Source organism: Cohnella soli, from assembly GCF_042655525.1.
Classification (GTDB): domain Bacteria; phylum Bacillota; class Bacilli; order Paenibacillales; family Paenibacillaceae; genus Cohnella; species Cohnella soli.
Window position 1 is genome coordinate 1 of record NZ_JBHSMI010000007.1, and the last position, 25,454, is coordinate 25,454.

General features: G+C 52.0%; 43 protein-coding genes. 2 read left to right on the top strand and 41 right to left on the bottom strand.

Annotated features, from left to right (window positions below):
- Positions 1-346: 346 nt before the first annotated feature.
- Both ACFPOF_RS03485 and ACFPOF_RS03490 read right to left on the bottom strand, forming a co-directional pair.
- Positions 347-568 (bottom strand): hypothetical protein, encoded by a 222-nt coding sequence (locus tag ACFPOF_RS03485; protein ID WP_378129677.1) that lies wholly within the window; start codon positions 566-568, stop codon positions 347-349.
- Between the two features lie 132 nt (positions 569-700).
- A complete protein-coding gene (locus tag ACFPOF_RS03490) occupies positions 701-1,309 on the bottom strand; it encodes a stage II sporulation protein M (RefSeq protein WP_378129679.1) in 609 nt (202 codons plus the stop codon).
- Between the two features lie 139 nt (positions 1,310-1,448).
- Here ACFPOF_RS03490 and pdaB point away from each other — a divergent pair, with 139 nt between their 5' ends.
- The gene (gene pdaB / locus ACFPOF_RS03495; protein WP_378129681.1) at positions 1,449-2,249 is read left to right on the top strand and encodes a polysaccharide deacetylase family sporulation protein PdaB; all 801 of its coding nucleotides are present in this window, start codon (positions 1,449-1,451) and stop codon (positions 2,247-2,249) included.
- Here pdaB and ACFPOF_RS03500 read toward each other — a convergent pair.
- Positions 2,242-2,859, bottom strand: coding sequence for a KinB-signaling pathway activation protein (locus ACFPOF_RS03500; RefSeq protein ID WP_378129683.1), 618 nt, complete (start codon positions 2,857-2,859; stop codon positions 2,242-2,244). The genes pdaB and ACFPOF_RS03500 overlap by 8 nt on opposite strands.
- A gap of 138 nt (positions 2,860-2,997) precedes the next feature.
- Between ACFPOF_RS03500 and gerD the strand changes: the two genes are divergently transcribed.
- Positions 2,998-3,702 carry a spore germination lipoprotein GerD gene (gerD, locus tag ACFPOF_RS03505; RefSeq protein ID WP_378129685.1) on the top strand — a complete coding sequence of 235 codons (705 nt, stop codon included), beginning with the start codon at positions 2,998-3,000 and terminating at the stop codon, positions 3,700-3,702.
- A 69-nt stretch (positions 3,703-3,771) separates the two neighbouring features.
- On the opposite strand, the gene ACFPOF_RS03510 is transcribed toward gerD, so the two are convergent.
- The 38 genes from ACFPOF_RS03510 to rpsJ form a co-directional block, all read right to left on the bottom strand.
- Entirely contained in the window at positions 3,772-4,890 is a 1,119-nt protein-coding gene (locus ACFPOF_RS03510; RefSeq protein WP_378129687.1) for a P-loop NTPase, read from the bottom strand.
- A gap of 47 nt (positions 4,891-4,937) precedes the next feature.
- On the bottom strand, positions 4,938-5,648 hold the full coding sequence (cwlD, locus tag ACFPOF_RS03515; RefSeq protein ID WP_378129734.1) for an N-acetylmuramoyl-L-alanine amidase CwlD: 711 nt from the start codon (positions 5,646-5,648) through the stop codon (positions 4,938-4,940).
- Positions 5,649-5,808: 160 nt separating this feature from the next.
- On the bottom strand, positions 5,809-6,987 hold the full coding sequence (gene sat / locus ACFPOF_RS03520) for a sulfate adenylyltransferase (RefSeq protein WP_378129689.1): 1,179 nt from the start codon (positions 6,985-6,987) through the stop codon (positions 5,809-5,811).
- A gap of 45 nt (positions 6,988-7,032) precedes the next feature.
- Positions 7,033-7,725 carry a phosphoadenylyl-sulfate reductase gene (locus ACFPOF_RS03525; RefSeq protein ID WP_378129691.1) on the bottom strand — a complete coding sequence of 231 codons (693 nt, stop codon included), beginning with the start codon at positions 7,723-7,725 and terminating at the stop codon, positions 7,033-7,035.
- A gap of 174 nt (positions 7,726-7,899) precedes the next feature.
- Positions 7,900-8,292, bottom strand: a complete 393-nt coding sequence (gene rpsI, locus ACFPOF_RS03530; protein ID WP_378129693.1) for a 30S ribosomal protein S9 — start codon at positions 8,290-8,292, stop codon at positions 7,900-7,902.
- A gap of 18 nt (positions 8,293-8,310) precedes the next feature.
- Positions 8,311-8,748, bottom strand: coding sequence for a 50S ribosomal protein L13 (gene rplM / locus ACFPOF_RS03535; protein ID WP_378129695.1), 438 nt, complete (start codon positions 8,746-8,748; stop codon positions 8,311-8,313).
- Positions 8,749-9,006: 258 nt separating this feature from the next.
- Positions 9,007-9,849, bottom strand: a complete 843-nt coding sequence (truA, locus tag ACFPOF_RS03540) for a tRNA pseudouridine(38-40) synthase TruA (protein ID WP_378129697.1) — start codon at positions 9,847-9,849, stop codon at positions 9,007-9,009.
- A gap of 105 nt (positions 9,850-9,954) precedes the next feature.
- Positions 9,955-10,320: a 50S ribosomal protein L17 gene (rplQ, locus tag ACFPOF_RS03545; RefSeq protein ID WP_378129698.1), complete on the bottom strand. Its 366-nt coding sequence runs from the start codon at positions 10,318-10,320 to the stop codon at positions 9,955-9,957.
- Between the two features lie 37 nt (positions 10,321-10,357).
- Positions 10,358-11,302 carry a DNA-directed RNA polymerase subunit alpha gene (locus ACFPOF_RS03550; protein ID WP_378129700.1) on the bottom strand — a complete coding sequence of 315 codons (945 nt, stop codon included), beginning with the start codon at positions 11,300-11,302 and terminating at the stop codon, positions 10,358-10,360.
- Between the two features lie 182 nt (positions 11,303-11,484).
- Positions 11,485-11,883 (bottom strand): 30S ribosomal protein S11, encoded by a 399-nt coding sequence (gene rpsK, locus ACFPOF_RS03555; protein WP_120979980.1) that lies wholly within the window; start codon positions 11,881-11,883, stop codon positions 11,485-11,487.
- Between the two features lie 18 nt (positions 11,884-11,901).
- Positions 11,902-12,270, bottom strand: a complete 369-nt coding sequence (rpsM, locus tag ACFPOF_RS03560; protein WP_209750071.1) for a 30S ribosomal protein S13 — start codon at positions 12,268-12,270, stop codon at positions 11,902-11,904.
- Between the two features lie 21 nt (positions 12,271-12,291).
- On the bottom strand, positions 12,292-12,405 hold the full coding sequence (rpmJ, locus tag ACFPOF_RS03565; protein ID WP_003333770.1) for a 50S ribosomal protein L36: 114 nt from the start codon (positions 12,403-12,405) through the stop codon (positions 12,292-12,294).
- A gap of 69 nt (positions 12,406-12,474) precedes the next feature.
- Entirely contained in the window at positions 12,475-12,690 is a 216-nt protein-coding gene (infA, locus tag ACFPOF_RS03570) for a translation initiation factor IF-1 (protein ID WP_116065578.1), read from the bottom strand.
- Between the two features lie 3 nt (positions 12,691-12,693).
- Positions 12,694-13,002: a hypothetical protein gene (locus tag ACFPOF_RS03575; RefSeq protein WP_378129702.1), complete on the bottom strand. Its 309-nt coding sequence runs from the start codon at positions 13,000-13,002 to the stop codon at positions 12,694-12,696.
- Between the two features lie 13 nt (positions 13,003-13,015).
- Entirely contained in the window at positions 13,016-13,762 is a 747-nt protein-coding gene (gene map, locus ACFPOF_RS03580; RefSeq protein WP_378129704.1) for a type I methionyl aminopeptidase, read from the bottom strand.
- Positions 13,763-13,768: 6 nt separating this feature from the next.
- A complete protein-coding gene (locus ACFPOF_RS03585; RefSeq protein ID WP_378129706.1) occupies positions 13,769-14,413 on the bottom strand; it encodes an adenylate kinase in 645 nt (214 codons plus the stop codon).
- Between the two features lie 27 nt (positions 14,414-14,440).
- Positions 14,441-15,739: a preprotein translocase subunit SecY gene (gene secY, locus ACFPOF_RS03590; RefSeq protein ID WP_378129708.1), complete on the bottom strand. Its 1,299-nt coding sequence runs from the start codon at positions 15,737-15,739 to the stop codon at positions 14,441-14,443.
- The gene (rplO, locus tag ACFPOF_RS03595; protein ID WP_378129710.1) at positions 15,739-16,182 is read right to left on the bottom strand and encodes a 50S ribosomal protein L15; all 444 of its coding nucleotides are present in this window, start codon (positions 16,180-16,182) and stop codon (positions 15,739-15,741) included. The genes secY and rplO overlap by 1 nt, the downstream gene beginning before the upstream one ends.
- A gap of 37 nt (positions 16,183-16,219) precedes the next feature.
- A complete protein-coding gene (rpmD, locus tag ACFPOF_RS03600) occupies positions 16,220-16,399 on the bottom strand; it encodes a 50S ribosomal protein L30 (protein WP_378129712.1) in 180 nt (59 codons plus the stop codon).
- A gap of 13 nt (positions 16,400-16,412) precedes the next feature.
- The gene (rpsE, locus tag ACFPOF_RS03605) at positions 16,413-16,910 is read right to left on the bottom strand and encodes a 30S ribosomal protein S5 (protein ID WP_209750078.1); all 498 of its coding nucleotides are present in this window, start codon (positions 16,908-16,910) and stop codon (positions 16,413-16,415) included.
- A 30-nt stretch (positions 16,911-16,940) separates the two neighbouring features.
- A complete protein-coding gene (gene rplR, locus ACFPOF_RS03610) occupies positions 16,941-17,300 on the bottom strand; it encodes a 50S ribosomal protein L18 (RefSeq protein ID WP_378129714.1) in 360 nt (119 codons plus the stop codon).
- 63 nt (positions 17,301-17,363) lie between these two features.
- On the bottom strand, positions 17,364-17,906 hold the full coding sequence (gene rplF, locus ACFPOF_RS03615) for a 50S ribosomal protein L6 (protein WP_378129716.1): 543 nt from the start codon (positions 17,904-17,906) through the stop codon (positions 17,364-17,366).
- Between the two features lie 30 nt (positions 17,907-17,936).
- Positions 17,937-18,335, bottom strand: coding sequence for a 30S ribosomal protein S8 (rpsH, locus tag ACFPOF_RS03620; RefSeq protein WP_027087365.1), 399 nt, complete (start codon positions 18,333-18,335; stop codon positions 17,937-17,939).
- Positions 18,336-18,365: 30 nt separating this feature from the next.
- The gene (locus ACFPOF_RS03625) at positions 18,366-18,551 is read right to left on the bottom strand and encodes a type Z 30S ribosomal protein S14 (protein ID WP_027087364.1); all 186 of its coding nucleotides are present in this window, start codon (positions 18,549-18,551) and stop codon (positions 18,366-18,368) included.
- A 52-nt stretch (positions 18,552-18,603) separates the two neighbouring features.
- Positions 18,604-19,146, bottom strand: coding sequence for a 50S ribosomal protein L5 (gene rplE, locus ACFPOF_RS03630; RefSeq protein WP_209750081.1), 543 nt, complete (start codon positions 19,144-19,146; stop codon positions 18,604-18,606).
- A 35-nt stretch (positions 19,147-19,181) separates the two neighbouring features.
- Positions 19,182-19,535 carry a 50S ribosomal protein L24 gene (rplX, locus tag ACFPOF_RS03635; protein WP_378129719.1) on the bottom strand — a complete coding sequence of 118 codons (354 nt, stop codon included), beginning with the start codon at positions 19,533-19,535 and terminating at the stop codon, positions 19,182-19,184.
- A 45-nt stretch (positions 19,536-19,580) separates the two neighbouring features.
- Complete coding sequence (rplN, locus tag ACFPOF_RS03640) at positions 19,581-19,949, bottom strand: 50S ribosomal protein L14 (protein ID WP_041066914.1); 369 nt, start codon at positions 19,947-19,949, stop codon at positions 19,581-19,583.
- A gap of 37 nt (positions 19,950-19,986) precedes the next feature.
- Positions 19,987-20,253, bottom strand: a complete 267-nt coding sequence (rpsQ, locus tag ACFPOF_RS03645; protein WP_378129721.1) for a 30S ribosomal protein S17 — start codon at positions 20,251-20,253, stop codon at positions 19,987-19,989.
- Between the two features lie 46 nt (positions 20,254-20,299).
- Positions 20,300-20,497: a 50S ribosomal protein L29 gene (gene rpmC, locus ACFPOF_RS03650; protein WP_041066918.1), complete on the bottom strand. Its 198-nt coding sequence runs from the start codon at positions 20,495-20,497 to the stop codon at positions 20,300-20,302.
- A complete protein-coding gene (gene rplP / locus ACFPOF_RS03655; protein ID WP_378129723.1) occupies positions 20,484-20,921 on the bottom strand; it encodes a 50S ribosomal protein L16 in 438 nt (145 codons plus the stop codon). The genes rpmC and rplP overlap by 14 nt, the downstream gene beginning before the upstream one ends.
- A gap of 2 nt (positions 20,922-20,923) precedes the next feature.
- Complete coding sequence (gene rpsC, locus ACFPOF_RS03660; RefSeq protein ID WP_378129725.1) at positions 20,924-21,586, bottom strand: 30S ribosomal protein S3; 663 nt, start codon at positions 21,584-21,586, stop codon at positions 20,924-20,926.
- Between the two features lie 13 nt (positions 21,587-21,599).
- Positions 21,600-21,938, bottom strand: a complete 339-nt coding sequence (gene rplV, locus ACFPOF_RS03665; RefSeq protein ID WP_209750086.1) for a 50S ribosomal protein L22 — start codon at positions 21,936-21,938, stop codon at positions 21,600-21,602.
- 85 nt (positions 21,939-22,023) lie between these two features.
- A complete protein-coding gene (rpsS, locus tag ACFPOF_RS03670; RefSeq protein ID WP_135153599.1) occupies positions 22,024-22,305 on the bottom strand; it encodes a 30S ribosomal protein S19 in 282 nt (93 codons plus the stop codon).
- Between the two features lie 60 nt (positions 22,306-22,365).
- Positions 22,366-23,196, bottom strand: coding sequence for a 50S ribosomal protein L2 (gene rplB, locus ACFPOF_RS03675; protein ID WP_378129727.1), 831 nt, complete (start codon positions 23,194-23,196; stop codon positions 22,366-22,368).
- A gap of 29 nt (positions 23,197-23,225) precedes the next feature.
- Complete coding sequence (rplW, locus tag ACFPOF_RS03680) at positions 23,226-23,519, bottom strand: 50S ribosomal protein L23 (protein WP_378129729.1); 294 nt, start codon at positions 23,517-23,519, stop codon at positions 23,226-23,228.
- A complete protein-coding gene (rplD, locus tag ACFPOF_RS03685; RefSeq protein WP_378129730.1) occupies positions 23,519-24,142 on the bottom strand; it encodes a 50S ribosomal protein L4 in 624 nt (207 codons plus the stop codon). The genes rplW and rplD overlap by 1 nt, the downstream gene beginning before the upstream one ends.
- Before the next feature lie 33 nt (positions 24,143-24,175).
- Entirely contained in the window at positions 24,176-24,802 is a 627-nt protein-coding gene (rplC, locus tag ACFPOF_RS03690) for a 50S ribosomal protein L3 (RefSeq protein WP_378129732.1), read from the bottom strand.
- A gap of 48 nt (positions 24,803-24,850) precedes the next feature.
- Entirely contained in the window at positions 24,851-25,159 is a 309-nt protein-coding gene (rpsJ, locus tag ACFPOF_RS03695; RefSeq protein ID WP_027087350.1) for a 30S ribosomal protein S10, read from the bottom strand.
- Positions 25,160-25,454 lie beyond the last annotated feature (295 nt).

Consider the following 25,454-nt stretch of genomic DNA (forward strand, 5'->3'; position numbering starts at 1 on the left):
GCCAGGATCAAACTCTCCATAATAGTTGAAGCCGAAGCTTCTTATTACAGAGCCTTTTGAGGCTCATTCACTGCTGGTCTTACTTTTGTTTCTTACGCTCAATGTTCAGTTTTCAAAGTACAATTTGTTTCTTATTCTTCGTCGTCCGCGTTAACGGCGACTTGAATAATATATCACAGCTCGTTAGCATTTTGCAACAGTTATTTTTAATTTCTTTTCTGTTGCCATTTCCTTGCTTCATTCGCTGCGGCCCGTTCTAAGTGGGGCGAAAGATAATTTACCATAGAACAAATGCGTAGGTCAAGCCTTTTGATGCATCTTTTTTCACGATAATTCGCATAGAAGCTTATCTTTGCATGCGCAGCCCTGTTGCGTATCTGGATAATTCGCGCGGCGGCGCGATTCTCGCGTACATGCGGAAGATGATTTTGTAACGTCTCGAGATCGCTTCTTTCACCGGTCCGTCCAATCGGCGATCTCCCATATCAAGCAGCATCTCGTCCATTTCCTTGCGCAGCAAATAGTCGAATTCCTTGCATTCTTTCTCCGTGAACATCATTCCAAGCATAGGGGAGGGCTCCTTCCGAGAATAAGCGGCGTTTGTCTAGGGCGTTGCTGCCCTCGGGGTATTCTGACACGCCCTACTGTTATGCTCTTTTTTCGCCGACTTTATGACAGAATCGACCTTCCCCGCAAAACTTTAGTTCATCAACCAATATGTAATCGTACTTTCAACGCCCGCTCCGATCAGAAGCAACACAAAAATCGCAATCAATGCAGGAACTGCGCCTTTAGCCGTGTTAACGAAAGGTTGCCATGGCAGCTTCTTGCCGAATAATGAACCGAAAACGCCTTTCAACAGCGTGACGCCAAACCGCATACCGAACGCACACGCCAGAAAAACAGCCGTCAGCTCGAAAATACCGTGCGGCAGCAATCCTTTCAGAACAAGCTCCCACACGCTCTGTCCCGCGCCGGAAGCCTTATCGATCAGAAAACCGATTACGAGTCCGTTCGTTACTAGCATCACGACCGGCATAATCCCCGCAGCAAGACCGTACAGCATAGCGAGAAAAGATGCCGTCATATTGTTCATAAGCACAAGGAAAAACATCGTTCGCTCCGGATGAGCGGATCGATTGACGTCTTCCGCAATGGAAGCCAAGCCTTTGATCTGATCTTTCAGAAAATCCGTCGGCGCGTCCGGCGCCATTCCGATGACGATACCTGCGAAAAACAACATCGCCGAAAAAATGAAATATGGACGAATTTCTTGCCATGTTAACTTCAACCGCTTGCGCGCGAACATCGCCGATCCCCTCTCGCATAGACATGCCTTATGAATATCTGTATGGGTCAAGCATACATTGGTAGTACAAGCGATTCGAATCGTTCGCTCCTCGCGGCGCGGACGCCATCTTCCTCATCCGAAAGGAGTTAAATGTACAATGAATCATTTTTTCGTCTTCGACGGACGGCGCATCAAAAAAATATTTTTCCTGTCTGTTGCCGCCATTCTCGCCCTCTCGGTCATTTGGGTGGAAAAAAACAATCTCAGCGTGTTCGCCCCCCATCCTCCCGCAGCCGTTTACAGCGTGCCGACCGAACGCAAAGTCGTCGCTCTGACCTTCGATATCAGTTGGGGCGAAAAACGCGCAGAACCGATTCTCGACATTTTGAAGACGAAAGGCGTCAAAAATGTTACCTTTTTCCTCTCCTCTCCATGGAGCAAAACTCACTCGGACATCGTTAAGAAAATTACGGACGCGGGTTACGAAATCGGCAGCCATGGACATAAGCACGATAATTACAGCCAATATAGCGACGAGGAAATTCGTAAGCAAATCACGACCGCAGACGGTATTCTCAAGGAAATGACAGGCAAGTCCCCTAATTTAATCCGGATGCCCAACGGCGATTTTGACAAACGCGTGCTCCGCATCGCAGAAAGCTTGAACTATAAAGTGATCCAATGGGACACAGACTCCCTTGATTGGAAAAACCCCGGTGTGGGTAACATCATCAGCAAAGTCGTCACCAAGGCGCACCCCGGCGACATTATTTTGCTGCATGCCAGCGACTCTTGCAAACAAACGCATGAAGCGCTGCCGGCCATCATCGACCAATTGCGGGCCAAAGGCTACGAGTTCGTCACCGTATCGCAAATGATCAGCCAAACGGACTCGAACGGCAAAACAGTCGAAGACCGCTCAGCATGGAACGAGATGGCTTCCCCGTACTTTACTTAGAAGAAGATACCGCGGCCGGCGCCTTGGCGGAGTCGGCGGCGAGTATGCGGTGCAGCCTCATAATCTGATAGGCGTTGCAGACGAACAACGGGATCATCTGGTACAGCAGCGACGAAATCTCACCCAGCTTAAATACCGGAATAGACTCAAGCGTCGTGATCGCGATCAAGAAAAAGATCGTGGGCACCCACGCTCCCGCGCTCGTCTGCTGCGTCTTCATCCAACCGACAAGCAAAGAACCGACCAGCAGGCCGAGCGGCACCCCCCAATAAGTTTGCTGCGGGAAATTCGTATCGTATGTCCAATAGCCGATCTCGAACAATACGACCGCGGCGATAAAACCTTGAACGGCAACCCAAGTCATCGGCCGCTTGAATATGCTTCTCGCAATGTAGTTCAGCATCATATAAGCGAAGAAGCCCATATGGGAAAACGCTCCGAACGTCATGCCGATCAAAGCCATCATGAGAATATAGGAAAGCCACCCTCCCGCTTCCACATCTCTAAAGTCGGGATTGGCCAACTGTATGCACACGCTGCCGACAACGGTCACGACAGCGCCGATCAGTATAGTCACACCGAACAGTCTCATCCATTTACGTAAATTCAACTCGCTGCTACCCCCTCCGCGTAATCACCATCATTTTACCATGAACAGGCCAAAAAGCCATGTAAAGCCCCTAATATTCACAAGGTTGTCGAAGCATACTACAGCCATCACCCTAATGAAGAAAGGGAGCTGTGCGGTATGCTTCTTCGTTTGCGCTTGATCGGACTTTTGTCCGTCATGTCGCTGCTGCTTGCGTCATGCGGTTCCGAATCCGGCGGAAGTAGCGGCGGCGGACAGATGAGCTATAAAGAAGTCAAATCGATGGTCATCGACATTCTCGGCTCGGAGGAAGCCCAGAAAGCGATGGAGAAGGCGTCCACCGCCCAATACGGCGAAAGCACGCTGCAGATGAAAAGCATGACACCGGCCGATCAGGCTCAAGTCCGGATCGTCGTTAAAGACGTGCTAACGTCACCGGAATATTCGACCGTACTCGAGAAAATCATGAAAGATCCGAAATTCGCGGGCGAATTCGCCAAGGCGGTCAGTAAAGACAACAAACAAATTCATAAAGATTTGATGAAAGATCCGATGTACCAGAAAGAACTCGTCGACATGTTTAAATCTCCGGATATGCTTAAAATTATGTCCGATTCGATGAAAACGACGGAAGTGCGCAAGCTGATCATGAGCTCGGTGACGGAAGCGATGCAGAATCCGCTCTTCAAGCTCGAAATCATGAAGCTGCTCCAAAGCGTCGTTAAGGAAGAACTGACACCGAATACGGAAAAGAAGGGTGAGAAAAAAGGCGGAGAAGGCGGCGGGGGCGGAGGAGACAGCGGCGGGGATAGCGGTGGCGGTGGCGGTGACAGCGGCGGAGATAGCGGTGGCGGAAGCTCCTGATGATCCCGCTCGCACCACCAAAACAGCAAAAAGCGGTTGGACGATTTTTTCGCCCAGCCGCTTTTTGTTTTAGTGACCGCAGCGCTCGATGACAGAGCGTCCAAGATCTAGGTATTGTTGGCCGATCTCCGAGTCCGCTTTGTACACGGACGGCGAGAAATCAGGTTCTGCCGGGTGGTTGTCCGGCGCTCCGAGCGGGAATTGCGCCAGCAGTTCCGTATTTAACGTCTCCGCGAGACGGCCGCCGCCGCCTCTGCCGAATACGTACTCCTTGTTGCCCGTTTCCTTGCTCTCGAAGTAACTCATGTTCTCGACGACGCCCAGTATGGCGTGCTCAGTACGAATCGCCATCGCGCCTGCCCGGGCGGCGACGAATGCTGCAGTCGCATGAGGCGTCGTGACGATAATCTCCTTGCTCTGCGGAATCATCTGGTGAACGTCGAGAGCAACATCCCCTGTACCCGGCGGCAAATCGAGCAGTAAGTAATCCAGTTCGCCCCAGTCCACTTCGGCGAAGAAGTTTCTGAGCATTTTGCCGAGCATCGGACCACGCCAGACGATTGGGCTGTTATCTTCGACGAAAAAGCCCATCGAAATGACTTTCACGCCAAAACGTTCGATCGGAACAATTTTATTGCCCACCTGTTCTGGCCGCTCTTCGATGCCCATCATATCCGGCACGCTGAAACCGTAAATATCGGCGTCGATCAGGCCGACGCGTTTGCCCAAGCGCGCAAGCGCTACAGCCAAATTCACGGTGACGGTTGATTTGCCAACGCCGCCCTTACCGCTTGCGATCGCGATAAATTCGACGCCGCTGTCCTGATGGAGAATCGTCCCGTTCTCAAGGCCGGCTCCATGGCCTTTGATCGGCGCTTTCTTCTCCTGGGAAGCTTGAGCCGATGCCGGCTGTTGCAGCTTCGCAGTTGCTTCCGCTGTTTCGTGCTCAGTCATCTGACGCACGCGCACATGCGGAGCAGGCATATTCGCTTTCGCCAACGCTTCAGCGATCTCGCGTTCGACGTCAGCGGTCCGCCCCATACTATCGGAATGCAGCACGACGGATAACGACACGGAAGTTTCCCGCACGACGATATCGCGTATAAGCCCCAGACTCGCAATACTTGTCTTGAAGGTGGGCTCTTGTATCGCTTGCAATGTTTCGATGATTGATTCTTTCGTGATCAAGATGACGCCTCCATCTCCTTGTTGCTGACAATAACCTTCACCCATCATTATAGCACAGGCTTTTCCGATTCACCGTTCATATAGCGCAAGATTCCTCGATAGATCGCACCAGCCACTTTCCGTTGATACTGTTCGTCAGCGAGTTGCTCGGCTTCTTCCGGATGGGACAGAAAACCGACTTCCACGAGCGCCGTAGGCATCTTCAAAGTCTTAAGCAAATAAATCGTATCCGCGCGTTTGGCGATACGCTCCGTGTTGCCTAGGACGCCGCGAAGCTCTGTTTGGATTATCGTCGCCAGACGCTGGCTATCTCCATTATTCAGCGAATAGAACGTCTGTGCCCCCGACCAGCGAGGCGAAGGCATACTGTTCATGTGCACGCTGATCGCGAGACTTGCCTCTTGCTTCGTGACGCGGTCCGCCCTCTCCAGTAAATCTTCCGTCTTACGCTTCGCATAACCTTTCGTATCCGGAGAAGCCAGGTCGTAATCGCCTTCCCGCGTCAGTTGCACGACCGCTCCGGCCTGCTGCAAATAATCGCGCAAGTACAGCACGATCGCGAGGTTCAAATCTTTCTCGATGACCCCTTCGCGGCTTTGCGCCCCTCCGTCAGGCCCACCGTGACCTGCATCAAGCGCGATCACTTTGCCCGACAACGGCAAACTCCAGTGCGACCACGTTCGCGATGACGGTATTTCGCTCAGAAATACTACCGCCGTTAGCAGCACCAAGCAACCGATGATCGCAAGGCGGAGCATTGCCTTGCGAGTGAGCCATACAATTAGGCGACCGCGCGGATAATGCGTTCTTCTCCGGTCTCGGCCGCCCCCCTGCTTAAACCCTCCATTAAACAATTAAATCCACCTCGTCCCAGGGAAAACTCCCTATATTTTATGGGACAAGATGGATTTATATGATTTAGATCGTGTAAGATTTGCTCGCTTCGGCCATACCTTCGATCAAAATTTCCGCTACTTCAGGGCGCGAAAATTCCGGAGGCGGACAAATGCCGTCGCGCAGCAGCGCTCGAACTTTCGTTCCCGACAGCGTCAGATGGTCTTCCTTGCCGTGCGGGCAAGTTTTACTGGACGCCATGTTGCCGCACTTCGTGCAGAAAAAGCTGTGCTCGAAGTAAAGCGGCGTAATACCTAGCTCTCCCGGAGCGAGCGACTTCAGCAAGTCCTGAGCCTCATACGTGCCGTAATAATCGCCGACGCCCGCGTGGTCGCGTCCGACGATGAAGTGGGTGCAGCCGTAGTTTTTGCGTACGAGCGCGTGGAAAATCGCCTCTCTCGGACCTGCATACCGCATCGCGGCAGGGAATACGCCCAGGAATACGCGATCTTGCGGATAATAATTCTCGAGTAGCGCCAAATAGCTCTTCATCCGCACGTTGGCAGGCACGTCGTCTGACTTCGTCTCGCCGACAAGCGGATTCAGGAACAAGCCGTCGACAATTTCCATCGCCGCTTTTTGGATATATTCGTGAGCTCTGTGAACCGGGTTGCGGGTTTGGAATCCGACGACCGTCTTCCAGCCCTTCTCCGCGAAGATGCGGCGAGTATCCACAGGATCGAAATAAAACTCGTTAAACTTCTCCGGCACAGGGCGATTCAGCACTTGGATGGATCCGCCTACGTAAATATCAGGACGATCAAACAGCTTCACGACGCCAGGGTGCTCCAACTCGTCGGTCTTGAACACTTTAACCGCTTCGTGTTTTTTGTTCGCCTGATAGATGCTTTCTACGTTGATAATGCCATAGACGACACCATCGCTTTCGCCAACGAGCACCGCTGGCTTGCCGATGGTTAAAGCATTCGCTTGATCGGAAGTCACCGCAAGCGTGACCGGAATGCTCCAGACCAAGCCGTTCGCCAGATGCATGTTGTCGACGACGGAGACGTAATCTTCTTCGTTCATGAAACCTGTCAGCGGGCTGAATGCGCCGACGCCGATCAAATCCAGATCCGAGATCGCCCACGCGTTCACTGGAATGACCGGCATCGTAGCCGCTTTAGCCAGCAAATCTTCCCGTTCCGGGCCTTTTACGATCCGATTGATCAACTGTCCGCCATGCGGTTGAATTGCGCTCATGAGATGAGTAGCTCCTTTGAATCTATAATAAGAATTTCGGTTATCTTACTTATGAAGTCCGCATTCCGTCTTCTCGTTGCCTGCCCAACGGCCCGAACGCGGGTCTTCGCCCGGCATAACTTTTTTCGTGCAATACTCGCAACCGATGCTTGGATAGTTCTGGTCGTGCAGCGGATTGTAAATGATGTCGTTGGCACGAATATAATCCCATACGTCCTCGGACGTCCAGGCAGCAAGCGGATTAAATTTCACGAGACCGAATTTCGTGTCGTATTCGACTTTCTTCGCATTGGCGCGAGTCGGCGCCTGATCACGGCGAATTCCCGTAATCCAAGCTTCGTACTGCGACAGAATGCGAGTAAGCGGCTCGACTTTGCGAATGTTGCAGCATGCCGTCGGATCCGCTTTCCATAGCTCGTCGCCGTGCTTCGCCGCCTGCTCCTCAGGCGTCAATACCGGCTTTACTTGCACGAATTGCAAATTGTATTTCTCTTCCATGCGATCGCGCGTTTCGTACGTTTCCTTGAAGTGGAAGTCGGTATCCAAATAGAAAATATCCGTGGACGGGCTGATTTTCTGGATCATATCCACTAATACGACGTCTTCTGCACCGAAACTGCACGCAAACGTAATGTTCGGGAACGTCTCGATCGCCCATTGAATGACCGTCTCCGGCGACGCGTTCTCGAACTCTTCCGCTTTCTGGCGGATGAGGTTTTCTTTTTCAATCAGATTCATTCGAATGACCTCCGTTGAAATCCTAGTATTTAAGTATGAATACCACCTATTATACGCTCAACACCACGAATGTTCAATCCATAGTTGTGATAAAACTGCCGAATTCCGGGAAACAAAACATGCCTTTCCCACCATCGATTTCGCAATGGGAGAAAGGCATGCAACAGAAAAATATTAACGTTTCGAGAATTGTGGAGCGCGACGAGCAGCTTTCAAGCCGTATTTCTTACGTTCTTTCATACGTGGGTCACGAGTCAGGAATCCAGCTTTCTTCAGCGCCGGACGAAGCTCCGGATCTGCTTTCAGAAGAGCGCGGGAGATACCATGACGGATCGCGCCGGCTTGACCGGAAGTACCGCCGCCGTGAGCGAGAACGATAATGTCGTACTTGCCGACCGTTTCAGTCAGGTTCAGCGGTTGTTTAACGATCAGTTTCAACGTTTCGAGGTCGAAATAGTCGTTGATTTCACGTTTGTTGATAACGATGCGGCCTTCACCCGCCACGAGGCGAACCCGCGCAACGGAGTGCTTGCGGCGACCCGTTCCTAAATATTGCACTTGAGCCATTCGAAAGTCCCCCTTTTATTATCCGCGAAGTTCGTAAACTTCAGGTTGTTGGGCTTGATGTGGATGTTCGGATCCTGCGTATACTTTCAGCTTGCCTTGAAGCTGGTGGCCAAGCTTGTTCTTCGGCAACATGCCATACACTGCCAATTCGATGATGCGAGCCGGCTTGCGGTTGATCATCTCTTGCGCCGTCGTCGTTTTCAGACCGCCCGGATAGTGGGAGTGCGTGTAGTATTTCTTTTGTTGCAATTTCTTGCCGGTCAGAACGATTTTCTCCGCATTGATCACGATGACGAAATCTCCCGTGTCGATGTGAGGGGTGAATTCAGGCTTGTGCTTGCCGCGGATCAATGCTGCAGCTTCGCTAGCGAGACGACCGAGTGTTTTGCCTTCGGCGTCGATGATGAGCCATTTGCGCTCGACTTCAAGCGGCTTGGCCATGTAGGTTGTACGCATGAAAGATCCTCCTTCGGGTTAATTCCCTGCATTGTATGGGAACGCATAGATTTCACGTTCAGATTGATTATCGGTTTGATGGATAGGTACAACGCAACTCCGTCACTCGGAACTGATGGAGAACCGAATGCGCGAAACGCGCCAAAAAATGTGACCTCTCTACGCTGGGGCCGTGGGTAGCCACGCAGAAGGCACAAAAATTATTGTACATGAACCCGGCAACATATGCAAGCAATATGTTTGACTTTATTCTGCAAGTCATTCCGGAGCCTCGAATGCACCGTCGGGATAAGCGACTTCCCATAACGTTAGCCCTTGGGGAACTGCTGTCGGACCGGCTCGTGCGCGATCCATCGAAGCTAGAATAGATGCTACCTGGTCTGCCGTCCTCTTCCCTTCTCCGACTTGAATAAGGGTACCGGTAATGATACGCACCATATTATAAAGAAATCCTGTGCCCGTCACGTATACGTGCAGGATGCCTCTTTGTTTGCCCGGATAATATTTCTGATCTCTTTCGCTATCCACGAGTGATGAAGGATAGTTGATATGATTATCCGACGGTGTCTCTAGTTCCACCCTAGCATCAAGAATAGTGCGGATATGGCTTGGCTTAACCGAGTGCGGCGACGTAAATGCAGAAAAATCGTGCTTGCCGATAAGGTGACAGATCGCCTCGTGCATCGCCTTCACGTCTAACGGAGCGGGATGGTGAAATTCATAACGTCTGCGAAAAAGATCGGGAATCCGGTTACAGTTGATCGTGTATCGGTATGTCTTGCGTATTGCGTGCTTGCGAGCATGAAATTGTTCGGACACTTCCCAAGCGCGTTGGACAACGATATCGTTCGGCAATCGGGTATTCAAAGCAATCGTCCAGCGATCGATCGGAATGGCGGAATGGGTCTCGAAATTGACTACCTGGCATCTGGCATGTACGCCCGCATCCGTCCGGCCAGAACCGATTGCTTTGACTCGCTCCCCCGTGAGCATACGAATGGCTTCCTCCAGCTTATCCTGGACCGTATAACCTTCCGGTTGGCTTTGAAAGCCTCTATAGTCCGTACCGTCATAACTGATGACAAGAGCAATATTCCGCATATGCACCTCTCCGATTTCCCTGTTGGCGATTGACCTTCTGCAGGCACAAAAAAAGGATGATCCGAATGCTTCCATTCGGCCCATCCTTCCTTGTTTGCACCGTTCTTACACGCGATCTACGAGCTCGAGAAACACCATTGGAGCCGAATCTCCGCGGCGTGGTCCCAGCTTCAGAATGCGAGTATATCCACCCGGACGTTCCGCATAACGCGGAGCGAGTTCGGAGAACAGTTTCTGGATGGCGTCTGGTCCGCCGTCAAGGCTTTCACGACGCACGAATGCAGCTACCTGACGACGAGCGTGCAGGTCTCCGCGCTTCGCGAGCGTAATCAACTTCTCGGCGATAGAGCGAATTTCTTTCGCTTTCGCTTCGGTCGTTTGAATGCGCTCGTACAGGAACAGGTCGGTCGTCAGGTCACGGAATAGAGCTTTCCGCGCGCTGGAGTCGCGACTCAGTTTTTGGTAAGCCATTTGTTTTTCCTCCCCTCATGCATGTTCCTAGACGATGTTATTCCTCGAAACGCAAACCAAGCCCGAGTTCTTCGAGTTTCTCTTGTACTTCCTCCAAAGACTTGCGGCCCAGGTTGCGGACCTTCATCATGTCTTCTTCGGTTTTCGTGATCAACTCTTGAACCGTATTGATGCCGGCGCGTTTGAGGCAGTTGTAGGAACGAACGGAAAGATCGAGCTCTTCGATGGTCATCTCGAGCACTTTCTCTTTCTTGTCCTCTTCCTTCTCCTTCATCGTTTCGGTATCTTTCGCCTCGTCCGTCAAACCGACGAATAAGGATAAGTGGTCCGTCAAAATTTTCGCGCCAAGGCTCACCGCTTCTTCAGGACGAATGCTGCCGTCAGTCCAAACTTCAAGCGTAAGCTTGTCATAGTTTGTAACTTGACCGACACGCGTATTCTCGACTTGATAGTTCACGCGAGTGATCGGCGTATAGATCGAGTCGATCGGAATAACGCCGATCGGCTGATCTTCTTTCTTGTTACGATCGGAAGGCACGTAACCACGGCCCACTCTCGCGAAAATCCGCATGTGCAGACGCGCGCCGGAAGCCAGCGTCGCGATGTGCAAATCCGGATTCAGGATTTCCACGTCGCTATCCGCGCGAATGTCGCCGGCAGTTACAATGCCGTCGCCTTCCGCATCGATCTCGAGCACTTTTTCCTCGTCGGAATGAATCTTCAGCGAAAGTCGCTTCAGATTGAGGATGATTTGCGTTACATCCTCGATCACGCCCGGGATCGTGGAAAACTCATGAAGCACGCCGTCGATTTGCACCGACACGACCGCCGCCCCTGGAAGGGACGACAGCAGAATGCGGCGGAGAGAGTTGCCGAGCGTCATGCCGTAGCCGCGTTCAAGCGGCTCTACGACAAAACGACCGTATCTCTTGTCATCGTGAATCTCCACGGAATCGATCTTTGGTTTCTCGATCACAATCACAACCAAAACCTCCTTCAAAACGTCGCAGACGTTGCGCGTTGCCGTTGCTTTTGTTCCCCCAAGATTAAAGTTCAACCTTTAACAAGGAGAAATGTTTATGGGGTAAACCATGTAGTATGCCTAACCGTTACAACCATTATTCTCAAGTTGTTCTTGTTTGATACCACACATGCAACGTTGTATTATACGCGGCGGCGCTTCGGAGGACGGCATCCGTTATGCGGGATCGGAGTAACGTCTCTGATCATGCTGACTTCAAGACCAGCGGCTTGCAACGAACGGATAGCAGCTTCGCGGCCTGCGCCAGGTCCTTTAACGGAAACTTCAACCAACCGCATGCCGTGTTCCATTGCGGCGCGAGCAGCAGATTCTGCCGCCATTTGCGCTGCATATGGCGTGCTCTTACGGGAGCCCTTGAAGCCAAGGTTACCGGAGCTAGCCCAGGAAACCGCATTACCGTGCGGGTCCGTAATCGTCACGATTGTATTGTTAAACGTAGAGCGAATGTGCGCTACGCCAGAATCGATATTTTTCCGATCACGACGCTTGGTACGTACGACTTTCTTGCCCTTTTGTGCCATGTTTGTTATCCCCCCTTATTACTTCTTCTTGTTCGCTACTGTACGACGTGGACCTTTGCGCGTACGCGCGTTGGTCTTAGAACGTTGTCCGCGAACCGGAAGACCGCGGCGGTGACGGAGGCCTCGATAAGAACCGATCTCGATCAGGCGCTTGATGTTTAGTGCAATTTCGCGACGCAAGTCGCCCTCAACCTTGAGTTCTTTGTCGATCGTTTCACGAAGGCGAGCCAGCTCGTCTTCCGTCAGATCGCGAACTCGAGTGTTGGGATTGACGCCCGTAGACGCAAGGATCTTCTGCGAAGTGGACTTGCCGATGCCGAAGATGTACGTCAGAGCGATTTCCACGCGCTTGTCGCGCGGGAGGTCAACACCAGAAATACGTGCCATTAGGGGGCACCTCCTTTTTCATTAGCCTTGTTTTTGTTTGTGTTTCGGGTTCTCGCAAATAACCATCACGTTGCCTTTGCGGCGAATGACTTTGCATTTCTCGCAAATCGGTTTGACCGAAGGTCTCACCTTCATGATAATACCCTCCTTAATTGTGCGGCCGAATGTTAGCTTCCGCCAGCAGCCGGCGGGTTTGGATCCGAATTATTTCCGGTAAGTAATGCGACCTCTGGTCAGATCGTAAGGCGACAACTGGATAACCACTTTGTCCCCTGTCAGAATCCGAATGAAGTGCATACGCAGCTTGCCGGAAACATGTGCAAGAATTTGATGTCCGTTCTCGAGTTCCACTTTGAACATGGCGTTCGGAAGCGGTTCGACTACGGTGCCTTCTACCTCAATGACGTCCTCTTTGGCCAACCGTCATTCTCCTTTCTCTTCAGCATGCGCTTCGAGCCGTTGTTCGATTACGCCGATCGCGTAACGCAGCTTTGCGTTTGTCACGCGGCCGGTGTCGCGAAGGCTGTTCGCGACTTCGTCGCTTCGTTCCCCTAGCGATTCGAGATGCAGCACGTTTTTGCGTTTGGGCCGGTCGAATCGGCGTTTATCGCCGTCGGCCACGAGCGCGAATCGCTCATCGACGAGGGCGACCACGATGGCCAATTGCCCTTCGTCCCTTCCACGCCGGCTTCTCACGATATCTCCGGGTTCCAACTTCACGTTTACCGTCATATGATCACCTGGCCTATGCACGGGTCAAGATTTCGTACCCGTCTTCGGTAACGGCAACCGTGTGCTCGAAATGCGCGCACAGCGAACCGTCGACTGTGACGACTGTCCAGTTATCGGACAATGTCTTCACGTAACGTTCTCCCACGTTGACCATCGGTTCGATCGCCAGCGTCATTCCCGGTTTAAGCCGCGGACCGCGGTCGGGAGCGCCGTAGTTCGGAATCTGCGGTTCTTCGTGAAGTTCAGCGCCTACGCCGTGACCGACGTATTCTCTGACAACCGAAAAGCCCGCGTCTTCGATAACCTTCTGTATCGCATGGGACACGGTGAAAAGCCTAACGTCCGGTCGAATGAGCTCAAGGCCCGCATAAAGCGAAGCCTCGGTAACCTCTAACAAACGCTGCGCTTCGTCGGAAATGTTCCCGACGCCGTATGTCCAAGCGGAATCGCCGTGATAGCCTTTGTACTGCGCGCCGATGTCGATGCTGATGATGTCGCCTTCTACTAACTTCCGCGGACCGGGAAACCCGTGAACGAGTTCCTCGTTCGTGGAAGCGCATATGCTGGCCGGGAATCCGTTGTAGCCTTTGAACGATGGAACGGCTCCTTGACTACGAATGAACGAGTCCGCGATCCGATCCAGCTCGGCGGTCGTTACGCCGGGAACGATCGCCTGTTTCATCAAACGATGCGTCTCCGCGACGATTCTTCCCGCCTCGCGCATGAGGTTCAGTTCTTTCTCCGACTTGATTACGATCATAATCGATTACCCTCTTAGAAGGGAGGCGATGTCGGCCGTAACCTCGTCGATTTCCTTCTCCCCGTCAACTTCGCGGAGCGATCCTTGATCGCCGTAATACGCGAGAAGCGGCGCCGTCTTGGTCGTGTACTCGTCCAAGCGCGTTCCCACTTTCTCCGCCGTATCATCGGGACGCTGGTACAGCTCTCCCCCGTCCTTGTCGCAGATACCTGCCTGCTTAGGAGGGTTGTTAACGACGTGATACGCCGCGCCGCAAGTTTTGCAAATCCATCTTCCCGTAATGCGGGCCAGCAAGAAGCCGGGATCCACTTTCAAGTTGATGACATGATCCAGCTTGCGCCCCATCTCGGCAAGCATGCCGTCGAGTGCTTCGGCTTGCGCTATCGTCCGCGGAAAACCGTCCAAAAGAAAACCTTTGGCGCAGTCGGGCTCCGCAAGACGCTCGCGTACGATGCCGTTCGTCACTTCGTCGGGTACAAGTAAGCCTTGGTCGATATACTCCTTAGCTTTCTTCCCGATCGGCGTGCCTTGCTTGATGGCTAAACGAAACGCATCGCCGGTAGAGATATGCGGAATGTCGAATTGCTCGACAATCCGCTCTGCCTGCGTGCCCTTACCGGCGCCAGGAGGCCCCATAAACAAGATGTTCATCGTTGTTCCTCCTGCCCGTTCGGTAGGTTACTTATTGATAAACCCTTTGTAGTGGCGTTTGATCAGTTGGCTTTCGATCTGCTTCATCGTCTCCAGCGCGACGCCGATGACGATAAGAAGGGACGTGCCGCCAAGCTTAACCGATTTCGGCAAGTCTGCCAGGTTTCCGAAGAACACTGGAAGCACCGAGATGAGCGCCAGGAAAATCGCTCCGGCCAAGGTGATGCGCGTAATGACGCGCGTCAGGAAGCCTTGCGTCGGCTTACCCGGACGAATGCCCGGAATGTAGCCGCCGTTCTTCTTCATGTTATCCGCCAGTTGCTGCGGATTAAACTGAACGAAGGTGTAGAAGAAAGTAAAACCGATGATCAGCAATACGTAAAGCGTCATGCCAAGCGGCTGATCATAGTACATATGACGAATGATCCAGCGCGCCCAATCGTGATTCGACCAGAAGTTGGCGATCGTGATCGGGAACATGAGCAACGATACCGCGAAGATAACCGGGATAACGCCAGCGCCATTCACTTTAAGTGGAATGTGCGTCGACTGGCCGCCATACATTTTCTGTCCGACAACCCGTTTGGCGTATTGAACCGGAATTTTGCGAACGCCTTGTTGGATGAAAATGACCCCTGCAATAATCAGGATGATTACGATCAGGATGATGATCACCTTCACAATGGCCATGAACACTTGGCTCGAGTCTGTGAAATAGGTTGCGTAAATGTCACGAGCGTGTTTCGGAATCGCGGCGACGATCGCCGCGAAGATCAGGATCGAGATCCCGTTGCCGATACCCTTTTCGTTGATTTGCTCGCCTAACCACATCAAGAACGCAGTACCCGCTGTCAGTACGATGGCGATCGTCAAGTACGTTGCCGTGCTTGGATCGAGCACCATTTTCATGCTGTACATCCGGTTAAATCCGATTGCGGTAGCGAAAGCTTGGATAAGCCCCAGAATAACCGTTCCGTAACGGGTAATCTGAGCCAGCTTACGCTTGCCGTTCTCGCCTTCCTTCTGCCATTCCGAGAACTTCGGAATGACATCCATGGAAAGGAGTTGAACGATGATCGAAGCCGTGATGTACGGCGTAATCCCCAGAGCGAAAATGGAGAAGTTGAACAACGCACCGCCAGAGAACGTGTTGAGAAGGCCAAACAGGTCAGTGCCCTGCGAACCAGCACTCTCAAGCACGCTCTTATCAATGTTCGGAACCGGGATAAAGGAACCGACTCGGTAGATGAACAGGATGAAAAGTGTGAAGAGAATCCGCGAACGGAGGTCCGCAACTTTCCAAATGTTTGTGACGGTCGCGAACATTAGATCACCTCGGTTTTACCGCCGGCGGCTTGAATTTTTTCTGCAGCGGATTGAGAGAACTTATGTGCCTTAACCGTTAGCGCCACTGTCAGTTCACCATTGCCCAGAACTTTAATTCCGTCTTTCGGATTTTTCAGAATGCCCTCTTCGAGAAGCAATTCCGGAGTTACTTCCGTGCCAGCCGCAAAGCGGTTCAGCTGGTCAAGATTGATGATCGCGAAAACTGTCGCGAAACGATCGTTGTTAAAACCGCGTTTCGGTACCCGACGGTACAACGGGTTTTGGCCGCCCTCGAAGCCGGGACGAACCCCGCCGCCGGAACGAGCGTTTTGCCCTTTGTGACCGCGACCGGACGTTTTGCCGAGGCCGCTGCCCGCGCCGCGTCCAACGCGTTTGCGGGTAAACTTCGAACCTTCGTTCGGAGATAGCTCATGCAATTTCATCGTACGTCGCACCTCCTTGAAAAATAATCGTTTATGCTTAAACTTCTTTAACTTCGATCAGGTGGCTAACCGTGTTGATCATGCCGCGAGTCGCAACATTGTCTTCTCTAACGACGGTCGTGTGCAGTTTGCCGAGTCCGAGCGTCTTCACCGTTTGGCGTTGATTTTCCGGACGGCCGATCAAGCTGCGTACGAGGGTAATTTGAATCTTTGCCATCTGTTTCCCCTCCTTAACGGAATAGCTCTGCTACGGTTTTGCCGCGCAGTTTCGCTACGTCTTCGGCGCGTTTCAGTCGGGAAAGACCTTCCAACGTCGCATTGACCATGTTAATGGAGTTGGAGGATCCCAGCGATTTCGTCAAAATATCGCCGACTCCAGCCAGTTCGAGCACTGCGCGGACAGGACCGCCCGCGATAACGCCCGTACCTTCGGAAGCTGGTTTCAGCAACACTTTGCCGGCGCCGAACTGTCCCGTAACGGCGTGCGGAATCGTGGTTTTTACGAGTGGTACGAACACGAGATTTTTCTTGGCGTCGTCTACGCCTTTGCGGATTGCATCTTGGACTTCGGAAGCTTTGCCGATACCGGCGCCAACCCAACCTTTGCCGTCGCCGACAACGACGAGTGCGCTGAAGCTAAAGCGACGTCCGCCTTTGACGACTTTGGAAACGCGGTTGATTTGAACCATTTTTTCCGTAAGTTCCAATGTATTCGGATCTACACGCAAGTCGTTTACCTCCTTGTTTCAAAAATTGAATTAGAACTGCAGACCGGCTTCGCGCGCTGCGTCTGCCAGTGCTTGGATACGTCCGTGATAGAGGTAACCGCCGCGGTCGAATACGACCCGCTCATACCCTTTGCTCTTCGCGCGCTCTGCGATCAGAGTGCCGATTTTTTGAGCGGATTCCACGTTGCCGCCGTTGCCGGAAACTTCTTTCTCTACTGTCGATGCGCTAGCAATCGTAATGCCTTTAACGTCATCGATCAGTTGAGCGTAGATATGTTTCGAGGAACGGAATACGGACAAGCGAGGACGCTCGTTCGTGCCCGTGATTTTCTTGCGCACGCGAAGGTGGCGCTTCAAACGGGCTTTATTTTTATCGCCTTTGGTAATCATCCGAGTATACTCCCTTCTCGGTGTTGCATCTAGGCAGCTCTTAACCACCCGCAACTACCTGTCTTATTTCTTCTTACCAGCTTTACCTTCTTTACGAATGATACGCTCGTTTTCGTATTTGATCCCTTTGCCTTTGTAAGGCTCAGGCTCGCGTACGGAACGAATTTTCGCCGCAGTTGCGCCGACAAGCTCTTTGTCGATGCCTTTAACGATGATTTTGTTTTGCGCAGGAACTTCGAATTCGATGCCGTTCTCAGGCACGATTTCGACCGGGTGAGAGTAACCAACGTTCAGTACCAGCTTCTCGCCGGACTTGCTCGCACGGTAACCTACACCAACCAGCTCAAGGTTGCGAACATAACCGTCGGTTACGCCGCTCACCATGTTCGCTACGAGGGAACGAGTCGTTCCGTGCAACGAGCGGTGAAGCTTGTTGTCGGAAGGACGTTCAACGGTAATGACGTTCTCCTCGTAGGAAACTTTCATATCGCCGTGCAGAGCACGGGACAAAGATCCTTTAGGACCTTTAATCGTAATGACGTTGCTGTCCAGGTTCACGTTCACGCCGTTAGGCACCTGGATCGGTTTGCGTCCAATACGGGACATAGGTACACCTCCAATCGTATAACGGTTAAATTACCAAACGTAGCAGAGCACTTCGCCGCCAGCTTTGCCTTGACGGGCTTCCTTGTCGGTTACAATGCCTTTGGATGTCGAAATGATCGCGATGCCGAGGCCACCCAGCACACGCGGAACTTCGCTCGATTTCGTGTAAACGCGCAATCCAGGTTTGGAAATACGCTTCAGGCCAGTAATAACGCGCTCGTTATTCGGTCCGTATTTCAAGAAGATACGGATCAAGCCTTGTTTGTTATCCTCGACGTACTCAGCGTCGCGGATGAAGCCTTCGCGTTTTAGGATTTCAGCAATTTGCTTCTTCACCGTAGACGCAGGCAGTTCCACAGATTCATGACGCACCAGATTCGCGTTGCGAATGCGCGTCAGCATATCTGCAATTGGATCAGACATAACCATGGGGTAAACCTCCTTTCCGAACTAGGCTGATTACCAGCTCGCTTTTTTGACGCCAGGAATCTGGCCTTTGTATGCCAACTCACGGAAACAGATCCGGCAGATTTTGAACTTTTGCAAAACGGAATGCGGACGACCGCAACGTTCGCAACGCGTGTAAGCTTGGACTTTAAACTTCGGCGCACGCTGTTGCTTGATTTTCATCGACGTTTTTGCCACTTGCTTTCACACCTCCATTAGGTAACCTTTTGCTCATTGACAGGGGTTATCGTCACTTCGCAAACGGCATACCCAATTGGGTGAGCAGCTCACGCGCCTCTTCGTCCGATTGTGCAGTCGTTACGATGACGATGTCCATCCCGCGAACTTTATCGATTTTGTCATACTCGATTTCCGGGAAGATCAATTGTTCTTTCAAGCCCAGCGTGTAGTTTCCGCGGCCGTCGAACGATTTCGTCGACACGCCATGGAAGTCGCGTACGCGCGGAAGAGAAATGTTGAACAATTTGTCCAGGAAGTAGTACATCCGCTCGCCGCGAAGCGTTACTTTAACGCCGATTGGCAAGTTCTCACGAAGGCGGAAACCCGCGATCGATTTTTTCGAGCGAGTGACGACCGGTTTTTGACCGGCGATCTTTTGCATGTCTTCAACTGCGAAATCGATGATTTTGGAGTTGGAAACCGCTTCGCCGACACCCATGTTGATGACGACTTTCTCGATCTTCGGCACTTGCATGACGGATTTGTAGCTAAACTTCTGCATCAAAGCAGGAGTAATTTCATTCAGGTAACGTTCCTTCATTCTTGCTGCCATGAGTCACAGTGACCTCCTTTCCGTTCTAATCGCGATTAGTCGATCATTTCTCCGGAGCGTTTCGCTACCCGGACTTTTTTGCCGTTATCAAGCGTTTTGTTGCCAACGCGAGTTGGCTTGCCGCTTTTTGGATCGATATGCATCACGTTGGACACGTGAATCGGCGCTTCGCGCTCGATGATACCGCCTTGCGGGTTCGTCGGATTCGGGCGAGTATGGCGCTTGACCATGTTGACGCCTTCCACCAGGACGCGATTTTCGCGCGGGTAAGCAGCGATAATGCGGCCTTTCTTACCTTTGTCTTTGCCGGAGATGACGATGATGTTATCGTCTTTCTTCACGTGCAATTTATTGTTGTGCGATTCAAGCACTTTTTTCAGACGGGGCATGGGTACACCTCCTTGAGTGTTTCTCCATCGGTGCGTTCCGGAGCATTAAATAACTTCCGGTGCCAGGGAAATGATTTTCATGAAGTCACGTTCGCGAAGCTCACGGGCAACTGGTCCAAAGATCCGGGTACCGCGCGGGCTCTTGTCTTCTTTAACGATTACGGCTGCGTTCTCGTCGAACGCGATGTAGGAACCGTCTTTACGGCGTACCGAACGCTTCGTGCGAACGATAACGCATTTGACTACGTCGCCTTTTTTGACAACGCCGCCTGGTGTTGCTTGTTTGACGGAGCATACGATCATATCACCGATATGCCCGACGCGGCGACCTGTACCGCCAAGCACGCGGATGCACATCAATTCTTTAGCGCCGGAGTTGTCGGCAACAGCCAGACGCGTAAACGGTTGAATCATCGCAAGGTCCTCCTTTCAATCCACAAGTAAGTGTCGGTTAGGCCAAAACGGCTTTCTCGACGATTTCGACCAAACGCCATGTTTTGTCTTTCGACAGCGGGCGGGTCTCCATGATTCTAACAGTATCGCCGATTTGCGCTTGATTGCTTTCGTCATGCGCTTTGAATTTCTTCGTGTATTTGATCCGCTTGTGGTACAGGCTGTGCTTTTTGTACGTCTCAACAGCTACCACAATCGTTTTGTCCATCTTATCGCTGACAACTTTACCAATCTGCACTTTACGATTGTTGTTGCGGTCGCTCATGGTAATCCTCCTTCCTGAAATCGATCTTCAGGGCTTTTGTCGGGTATTAGCCGATGCCGAGTTCACGCTCGCGCAAAATGGTTTTAGCCCGGGCAATTTCTTTCCGCAGGTCGCCAAGGCGATGCGGGTTATCCAGTTGGCCAGTAGCCAGTTGGAAGCGGAGGTTGAACAGCTCATCCTTGAAGCCGGCGATCTTCTGTTCCAATTCCGCCGAAGTCAGGTTGCGAAATTCACTGGCTTTCATTTGCTTCACCACCCAGTTCTTCACGTTTCACAAACTTCGTCTTGATCGGCAGCTTGTGTGCCGCAAGGCGCATTGCTTCGCGTGCGATCTCCTCGGATACCCCTGCGAGTTCGAACAATACTTTGCCCGGTTTCACAACGGCAACCCATGCTTCTACGTTACCTTTACCGCTACCCATCCGAACCTCGAGAGGCTTTTGGGTGATTGGTTTCGAAGGGAAAATTTTAATCCATACTTTACCGCCACGCTTGATGTAACGTGTCATCGCGATACGAGCAGCCTCGATCTGACGGTTCGTTACCCAGGAAGCTTCCTGCGCTTGAAGGCCGTATTCGCCGAAGTGAACTTCAGCGCCGCCTTTCGCATTGCCTCTCATTTTACCGCGGTGTACTTTGCGGTGTTTGACGCGTTTAGGGACCAACATGATTAGTTGCCTCCTTCCTCAGCAGCTCTTTTCTTCGTCGGAAGGACTTCGCCGCGGTAGATCCAGACTTTAACGCCGATGCGTCCGTAAGTCGTATGTGCTTCCGCAGTACCGTAATCGATGTCAGCGCGCAACGTGTGCAATGGCACAGTGCCTTCGCTGTATCCTTCTTGACGAGCAATTTCCGCTCCGCCCAGACGACCGCTAACCGACGTTTTGATACCTTTGGCGCCAGCGCGTTGCGTGCGTTGCATCGCTTGTTTCATTGCGCGGCGGAAGGAAACGCGGCGTTCCAGTTGTTGCGCGATGCTCTCGGCAACGAGGATAGCGTCCAGTTCCGGGTTTTTGATCTCGGAAATGTTGATGTGCACTTTTTTGCCGTTCGTTAGTTTCGTCAGTTGGCCGCGAAGCACTTCTACTTCGGAGCCGCCTTTACCGATAACGATACCCGGCTTAGCGGTATGAATCGTAACGTTAACGCGGTTAGCCGCGCGCTCGATTTCGATTTTGGAAACCGCAGCTTCTTTCAACTTCTTCTTAAGGAATTCGCGGATTTTGACATCTTCGATCAGAAGGGAGCCGAAATCTTTGTCAGCATACCATTTGGATTCCCAATCACGGATAATGCCGATGCGAAGACCGACGGGATTTACTTTTTGACCCACACGTTGTCCCTCCTTATTTCTCGGATACGACCAGCGTAATATGGCTGGAGCGTTTTAAGATGCTGAATGCGCGACCTTGGGAACGAGGTTGGAATCGTTTCATCGTAGCGCCTTCGTTAACGAAGGCTTCGGACACGACCAATTTGTTCACGTCGAGCTGGAAGTTATGCTCTGCGTTTGCGATTGCGGAGTTCAGCAGTTTCTCCACTACAGGAGATGCCGAACGAGGCGTATGACGCAAAATCGCGATCGCGTCGCCAACTTTCTTGCCGCGGATCAGGTCTACGACCAGGCGGACTTTGCGCGCCGGGATGCGAATGTTATTCACAACGGCTTTCGATTGCTGAGACATCGGTGTACCTCCTCCCTTACGTTACGTTCGTGCGATCGCGCCGCGGCCTCAAGCCGCTGTACCGATCCCACTCCGTAGGGTTAAATTATCTTTTGCCGGTTTTTTTGTCGTCGTCCGTGTGTCCTTTGAAAGTACGCGTAGGCGCGAACTCACCAAGCTTATGGCCGACCATGTCTTCCGATACGTACACTGGAACGTGTTTGCGACCGTCGTATACCGCGAACGTTTGACCCACGAATTGCGGGAAAATCGTCGAGCGACGGGACCACGTTTTAATAACGACCTTTTTGTTCGAACCGGACAACTCTTCCACTTTTTTCAGAAGATATCCATCCACGAAAGGTCCTTTTTTCAAACTGCGACCCATGGAATGCTCCTCCCTTCACGGTGCCTTGAGAGATTTCCGTTCATGCCGCTAAGCCAAGATTTACTTGCTGCGGCGACGAACGATATATTTGCTCGAAGCTTTTTTCTTCTTGCGAGTTTTGTAACCGAGCGTAGGCTGACCCCAAGGAGAAAGCGGGGATTTGCGTCCGATCGGAGCGCGACCTTCGCCACCGCCGTGTGGGTGATCGTTCGGGTTCATGACGACGCCGCGAACGACTGGGCGGTTGCCGAGCCAACGTTTGCGACCTGCTTTACCGATGTTGATGAGCTCGTGATCCTGGTTGCCTACCGTACCGATCGTGGCGCGGCAAGTTTTGAGGATGCGACGAATCTCGCCGGAAGTCAGACGGATCGTAACGTAAGTCTCTTCTTTACCAAGCAATTGTGCGCTCGTACCGGCTGCGCGTACGAGTTGGCCGCCTTTGCCTGGCTTCAATTCGATGTTGTGGATAACCGTACCGACCGGAATGTTCTCCAGCGCGAGTGCGTTACCGATCTTGATGTCGGCCGTAGGACCGGACATGATCTCGTCGCCTACTTTAAGGCCTTTAGGAGCGATAATGTAAGCTTTCTCGCCGTCCGCGTAGTTGATCAGAGCGATATAAGACGTACGGTTCGGATCGTATTCGATCGTAGCCACGCGGCCGGGAATGCCGTCCTTCGTGCGCTTGAAATCGATAATCCGGTATTTACGCTTGTGTCCGCCGCCGTGGTGACGAACCGTAATTTTACCTTGGTTGTTGCGGCCTGCGCGTTTGAAGAGCGGCGCGAGCAAAGATTTCTCCGGCTCATTGGTCGTGATCTCTTCGAATGTCGCAATCGTCATTTGACGACGGCTGGCCGTAGTCGGATTAAACTTTTTGACTGGCAAGTGGATTCCCTCCTTACTTTAGAGACTTATTATACGGATGCTTCGAAGAACTCGAGCGGTTTGCTGTCTGCGGAAAGCTGCACAATCGCTTTTTTCCACTCGGACGTATAGCCGCTATGTCTGCCGTAGCGCTTAGGCTTAGCAGGCATTCTGAGCGTATTGACGCCGGTGACCTTCACTTTGAAGATCGACTCGATCGCTTGTTTGATTTCGGTTTTGTTAGCTTTGAGGTCGACTTCGAACACGTATTTACGTTGTTCGATGAAGTCGCTCGTACGCTCGGTAATAACCGGCCGTTTAATCAGATCGCGAGGGTTTTTCATTACGCGAACACCTCCTCGACTTTAGCAACCGCGTCTTTCGTGATGATCAGTTGATCGTGCTTCATCACGTCGAGCACATTGATCCCATCAGCGGAAACGAATTTCACGCCCGGAATGTTACGTGCGGACAGGGCCACATTATTGTCAAAATCAGCCGTTACGACAAGCGCTTTGCGGGAGATTTTGAGGTTGTTCAGGATCTTCGCGATGTCCTTCGTCTTAGGCGCGGACAAGCTCAGTTGATCGAGAACGATAAGTTGATTGTCTTGCACTTTGCTCGACAACGCGGATTTGATCGCCAAGCGGCGAACTTTGCGCGGCAACTTAAAGCCGTAGCTGCGCGGCGTAGGTCCGAATACGATACCGCCGCCTTTCCATTGCGGCGAACGAATGGAACCTTGACGAGCGCGGCCCGTTCCTTTTTGTTTCCACGGTTTGCGTCCGCCCCCGCGAACTTCCGAACGACCTTTCGTGTCGTGCGTGCCCGAGCGAAGCGAAGCTTGTTGGAGCAATACGGCACTGTGCAGAACGTGAACGTTCGGAGCAAGTCCGAAGATACCATCTGCCAGATCCAATTGTCCGACTTCTTTGCCTTCTACGTTAAATACCGATACTTTCGGCATGAGGTGGTCCTCCTTTCCTGAAACCTTTACGAATTATTTCTTCACCGACGAGCGGATTTTGAGGAAGCTGTTGCGAGCGCCCGGTACGGAACCTTTGATCAGCAATACGTTGCGCTCTACATCGACTTTCACGACTTCGAGGTTTTGTACTGTGATCGTTTCGCTACCCATGCGACCATGCATTTTCTTACCTTTAGGTACGCGGTTTGCATCGCGAATCGTCGCGAGCGAGCCGTTACCGCGGTGGTATTTGGAACCATGCGTCATTTTGCCGCGTTGGAAGCCCCAACGTTTGATCGCGCCTTGCGTTCCTTTACCTTTGGATACTCCCGTTACGTCAACAACATCGCCAGCGGAGAATTGGTCAACTTTAAGCTCTTGTCCAACTTCCGTGCTAGCAGCATCGATGCCGCTAACTTCGCGAATGAAGCGCTTGGGTGCCGTTCCGGCTTTCTTAGCGTGGCCGATGGCTGGTTTGGTCGCTTGCTTCTCGCGTTTGTCCGCGAAGCCAAGCTGAACTGCTTCGTATCCATCGTTATCCACAGTTTTCTTTTGCAATACTACGTTCGGAGTCGCTTCTACGACGGTTACAGGCACTACGTTGCCGTCGGCCGTGAAGAATTGCGTCATCCCGATTTTACGTCCCAAGATTCCTGACATGTTGACACCTCTTTTCTTGATCAATCTCAATGATGGTAAAGCTTAAAATTACAGCTTGATTTCGATATCAACGCCGGATGGCAGGTCCAAACGCATGAGAGCGTCGACCGTTTGCGGCGTAGGATTGACGATATCAATCAGACGCTTGTGCGTACGCATTTCGAATTGCTCACGCGAATCCTTGTACTTGTGCACCGCGCGCAGGATCGTGATGATCTGCTTCTCGGTTGGCAACGGAATCGGTCCAGAAACACCTGCACCAGTACGTTTTGCCGTTTCTACGATTTTCTCCGCGGATTGATCCAGGATACGGTGATCGTAGGCTTTCAAACGGATACGGATTTTTTGCTTAGCCATAGAATTCCCTCCTTCATTCGCCCAATTTTGGAATCGGACATACTCCGTGAGAATAACCCAACAACTCCCTAGTGGCATCCCTTATGGCAAAGGGGCCGGGTGTGTCGGCAACCTCTCACATCAGCGCACAGTCACAGACCAACATTCACTATTATAGCGATCTGCCCAATCAATTGCAACAAAATGTTTTCCCCTTGTCGTTGTGCTGTGATAATGTCACCCTATAACTGTTCTGAGATAATGTCACTATGAGACAGGAGACAGTGACATTGAGCAGAGCCGAATTGAAGAAGGT

Bases quoted from the DNA above. Each gene is read 5' to 3' on its own strand.
- ACFPOF_RS03485 (WP_378129677.1), bottom strand. From the start codon at position 568: ATGCTTGGAATGATGTTCACGGAGAAAGAATGCAAGGAATTCGACTAT.
- rpmC (WP_041066918.1), bottom strand. From the start codon at position 20,497: ATGAAAGCCAGTGAATTTCGCAACCTGACTTCGGCGGAATTGGAACAG.
- rplC (WP_378129732.1), bottom strand. From the start codon at position 24,802: ATGTCAGGAATCTTGGGACGTAAAATCGGGATGACGCAATTCTTCACG.
- rplQ (WP_378129698.1), bottom strand. From the start codon at position 10,320: ATGGCTTACCAAAAACTGAGTCGCGACTCCAGCGCGCGGAAAGCTCTA.
- rpsK (WP_120979980.1), bottom strand. From the start codon at position 11,883: ATGGCACAAAAGGGCAAGAAAGTCGTACGTACCAAGCGTCGTGATCGG.
- rplM (WP_378129695.1), bottom strand. From the start codon at position 8,748: ATGCGTACAACCTACATGGCCAAGCCGCTTGAAGTCGAGCGCAAATGG.
- rpmD (WP_378129712.1), bottom strand. From the start codon at position 16,399: ATGGCAAAGATTCAAATTACCCTCGTACGCAGCTTGATCGGCCGTCCG.
- rplW (WP_378129729.1), bottom strand. From the start codon at position 23,519: ATGAAAAACCCTCGCGATCTGATTAAACGGCCGGTTATTACCGAGCGT.
- rplX (WP_378129719.1), bottom strand. From the start codon at position 19,535: ATGCCCCGTCTGAAAAAAGTGCTTGAATCGCACAACAATAAATTGCAC.
- rpsI (WP_378129693.1), bottom strand. From the start codon at position 8,292: ATGGCTCAAGTGCAATATTTAGGAACGGGTCGCCGCAAGCACTCCGTT.
- sat (WP_378129689.1), bottom strand. From the start codon at position 6,987: ATGAGCGCAATTCAACCGCATGGCGGACAGTTGATCAATCGGATCGTA.
- ACFPOF_RS03525 (WP_378129691.1), bottom strand. From the start codon at position 7,725: ATGAATCTGATTGAAAAAGAAAACCTCATCCGCCAGAAAGCGGAAGAG.
- rplR (WP_378129714.1), bottom strand. From the start codon at position 17,300: ATGATTACCAAAGGCGATAAAAATAAAGCCCGTTTGAAGCGCCACCTT.
- rplE (WP_209750081.1), bottom strand. From the start codon at position 19,146: ATGGCAGCAAGAATGAAGGAACGTTACCTGAATGAAATTACTCCTGCT.
- rpsQ (WP_378129721.1), bottom strand. From the start codon at position 20,253: ATGAGCGACCGCAACAACAATCGTAAAGTGCAGATTGGTAAAGTTGTC.
- rpmJ (WP_003333770.1), bottom strand. From the start codon at position 12,405: ATGAAGGTGAGACCTTCGGTCAAACCGATTTGCGAGAAATGCAAAGTC.
- rplV (WP_209750086.1), bottom strand. From the start codon at position 21,938: ATGTCTCAGCAATCGAAAGCCGTTGTGAATAACATTCGCATCCCGGCG.
- rplN (WP_041066914.1), bottom strand. From the start codon at position 19,949: ATGATTCAACCGTTTACGCGTCTGGCTGTTGCCGACAACTCCGGCGCT.
- rplF (WP_378129716.1), bottom strand. From the start codon at position 17,906: ATGTCCCGTATTGGACGCAAACCGATCCAGGTGCCTAACGGCGTGAAC.
- ACFPOF_RS03575 (WP_378129702.1), bottom strand. From the start codon at position 13,002: ATGACGGTAAACGTGAAGTTGGAACCCGGAGATATCGTGAGAAGCCGG.
- rpsH (WP_027087365.1), bottom strand. From the start codon at position 18,335: ATGGTTATGTCTGATCCAATTGCAGATATGCTGACGCGCATTCGCAAC.
- secY (WP_378129708.1), bottom strand. From the start codon at position 15,739: ATGTTCGCGACCGTCACAAACATTTGGAAAGTTGCGGACCTCCGTTCG.
- rpsM (WP_209750071.1), bottom strand. From the start codon at position 12,270: ATGGCACGTATTTCTGGTGTTGACCTCCCGCGCGACAAGCGCGTGGAA.
- rpsS (WP_135153599.1), bottom strand. From the start codon at position 22,305: ATGGGTCGCAGTTTGAAAAAAGGACCTTTCGTGGATGGATATCTTCTG.
- cwlD (WP_378129734.1), bottom strand. From the start codon at position 5,648: ATGCTCCGCCTTGCGATCATCGGTTGCTTGGTGCTGCTAACGGCGGTA.
- rplO (WP_378129710.1), bottom strand. From the start codon at position 16,182: ATGAAATTGCATGAGCTATCTCCGAACGAAGGTTCGAAGTTTACCCGC.
- map (WP_378129704.1), bottom strand. From the start codon at position 13,762: ATGATCGTAATCAAGTCGGAGAAAGAACTGAACCTCATGCGCGAGGCG.
- gerD (WP_378129685.1), top strand. From the start codon at position 2,998: ATGCTTCTTCGTTTGCGCTTGATCGGACTTTTGTCCGTCATGTCGCTG.
- rplP (WP_378129723.1), bottom strand. From the start codon at position 20,921: ATGTTGGTCCCTAAACGCGTCAAACACCGCAAAGTACACCGCGGTAAA.
- pdaB (WP_378129681.1), top strand. From the start codon at position 1,449: ATGAATCATTTTTTCGTCTTCGACGGACGGCGCATCAAAAAAATATTT.
- truA (WP_378129697.1), bottom strand. From the start codon at position 9,849: ATGCGGAATATTGCTCTTGTCATCAGTTATGACGGTACGGACTATAGA.
- ACFPOF_RS03585 (WP_378129706.1), bottom strand. From the start codon at position 14,413: ATGAACATCTTGTTTATGGGGCCTCCTGGCGCCGGTAAGGGCACGCAG.
- rpsJ (WP_027087350.1), bottom strand. From the start codon at position 25,159: ATGGCTAAGCAAAAAATCCGTATCCGTTTGAAAGCCTACGATCACCGT.
- ACFPOF_RS03490 (WP_378129679.1), bottom strand. From the start codon at position 1,309: ATGTTCGCGCGCAAGCGGTTGAAGTTAACATGGCAAGAAATTCGTCCA.
- rplD (WP_378129730.1), bottom strand. From the start codon at position 24,142: ATGCCGAAAGTATCGGTATTTAACGTAGAAGGCAAAGAAGTCGGACAA.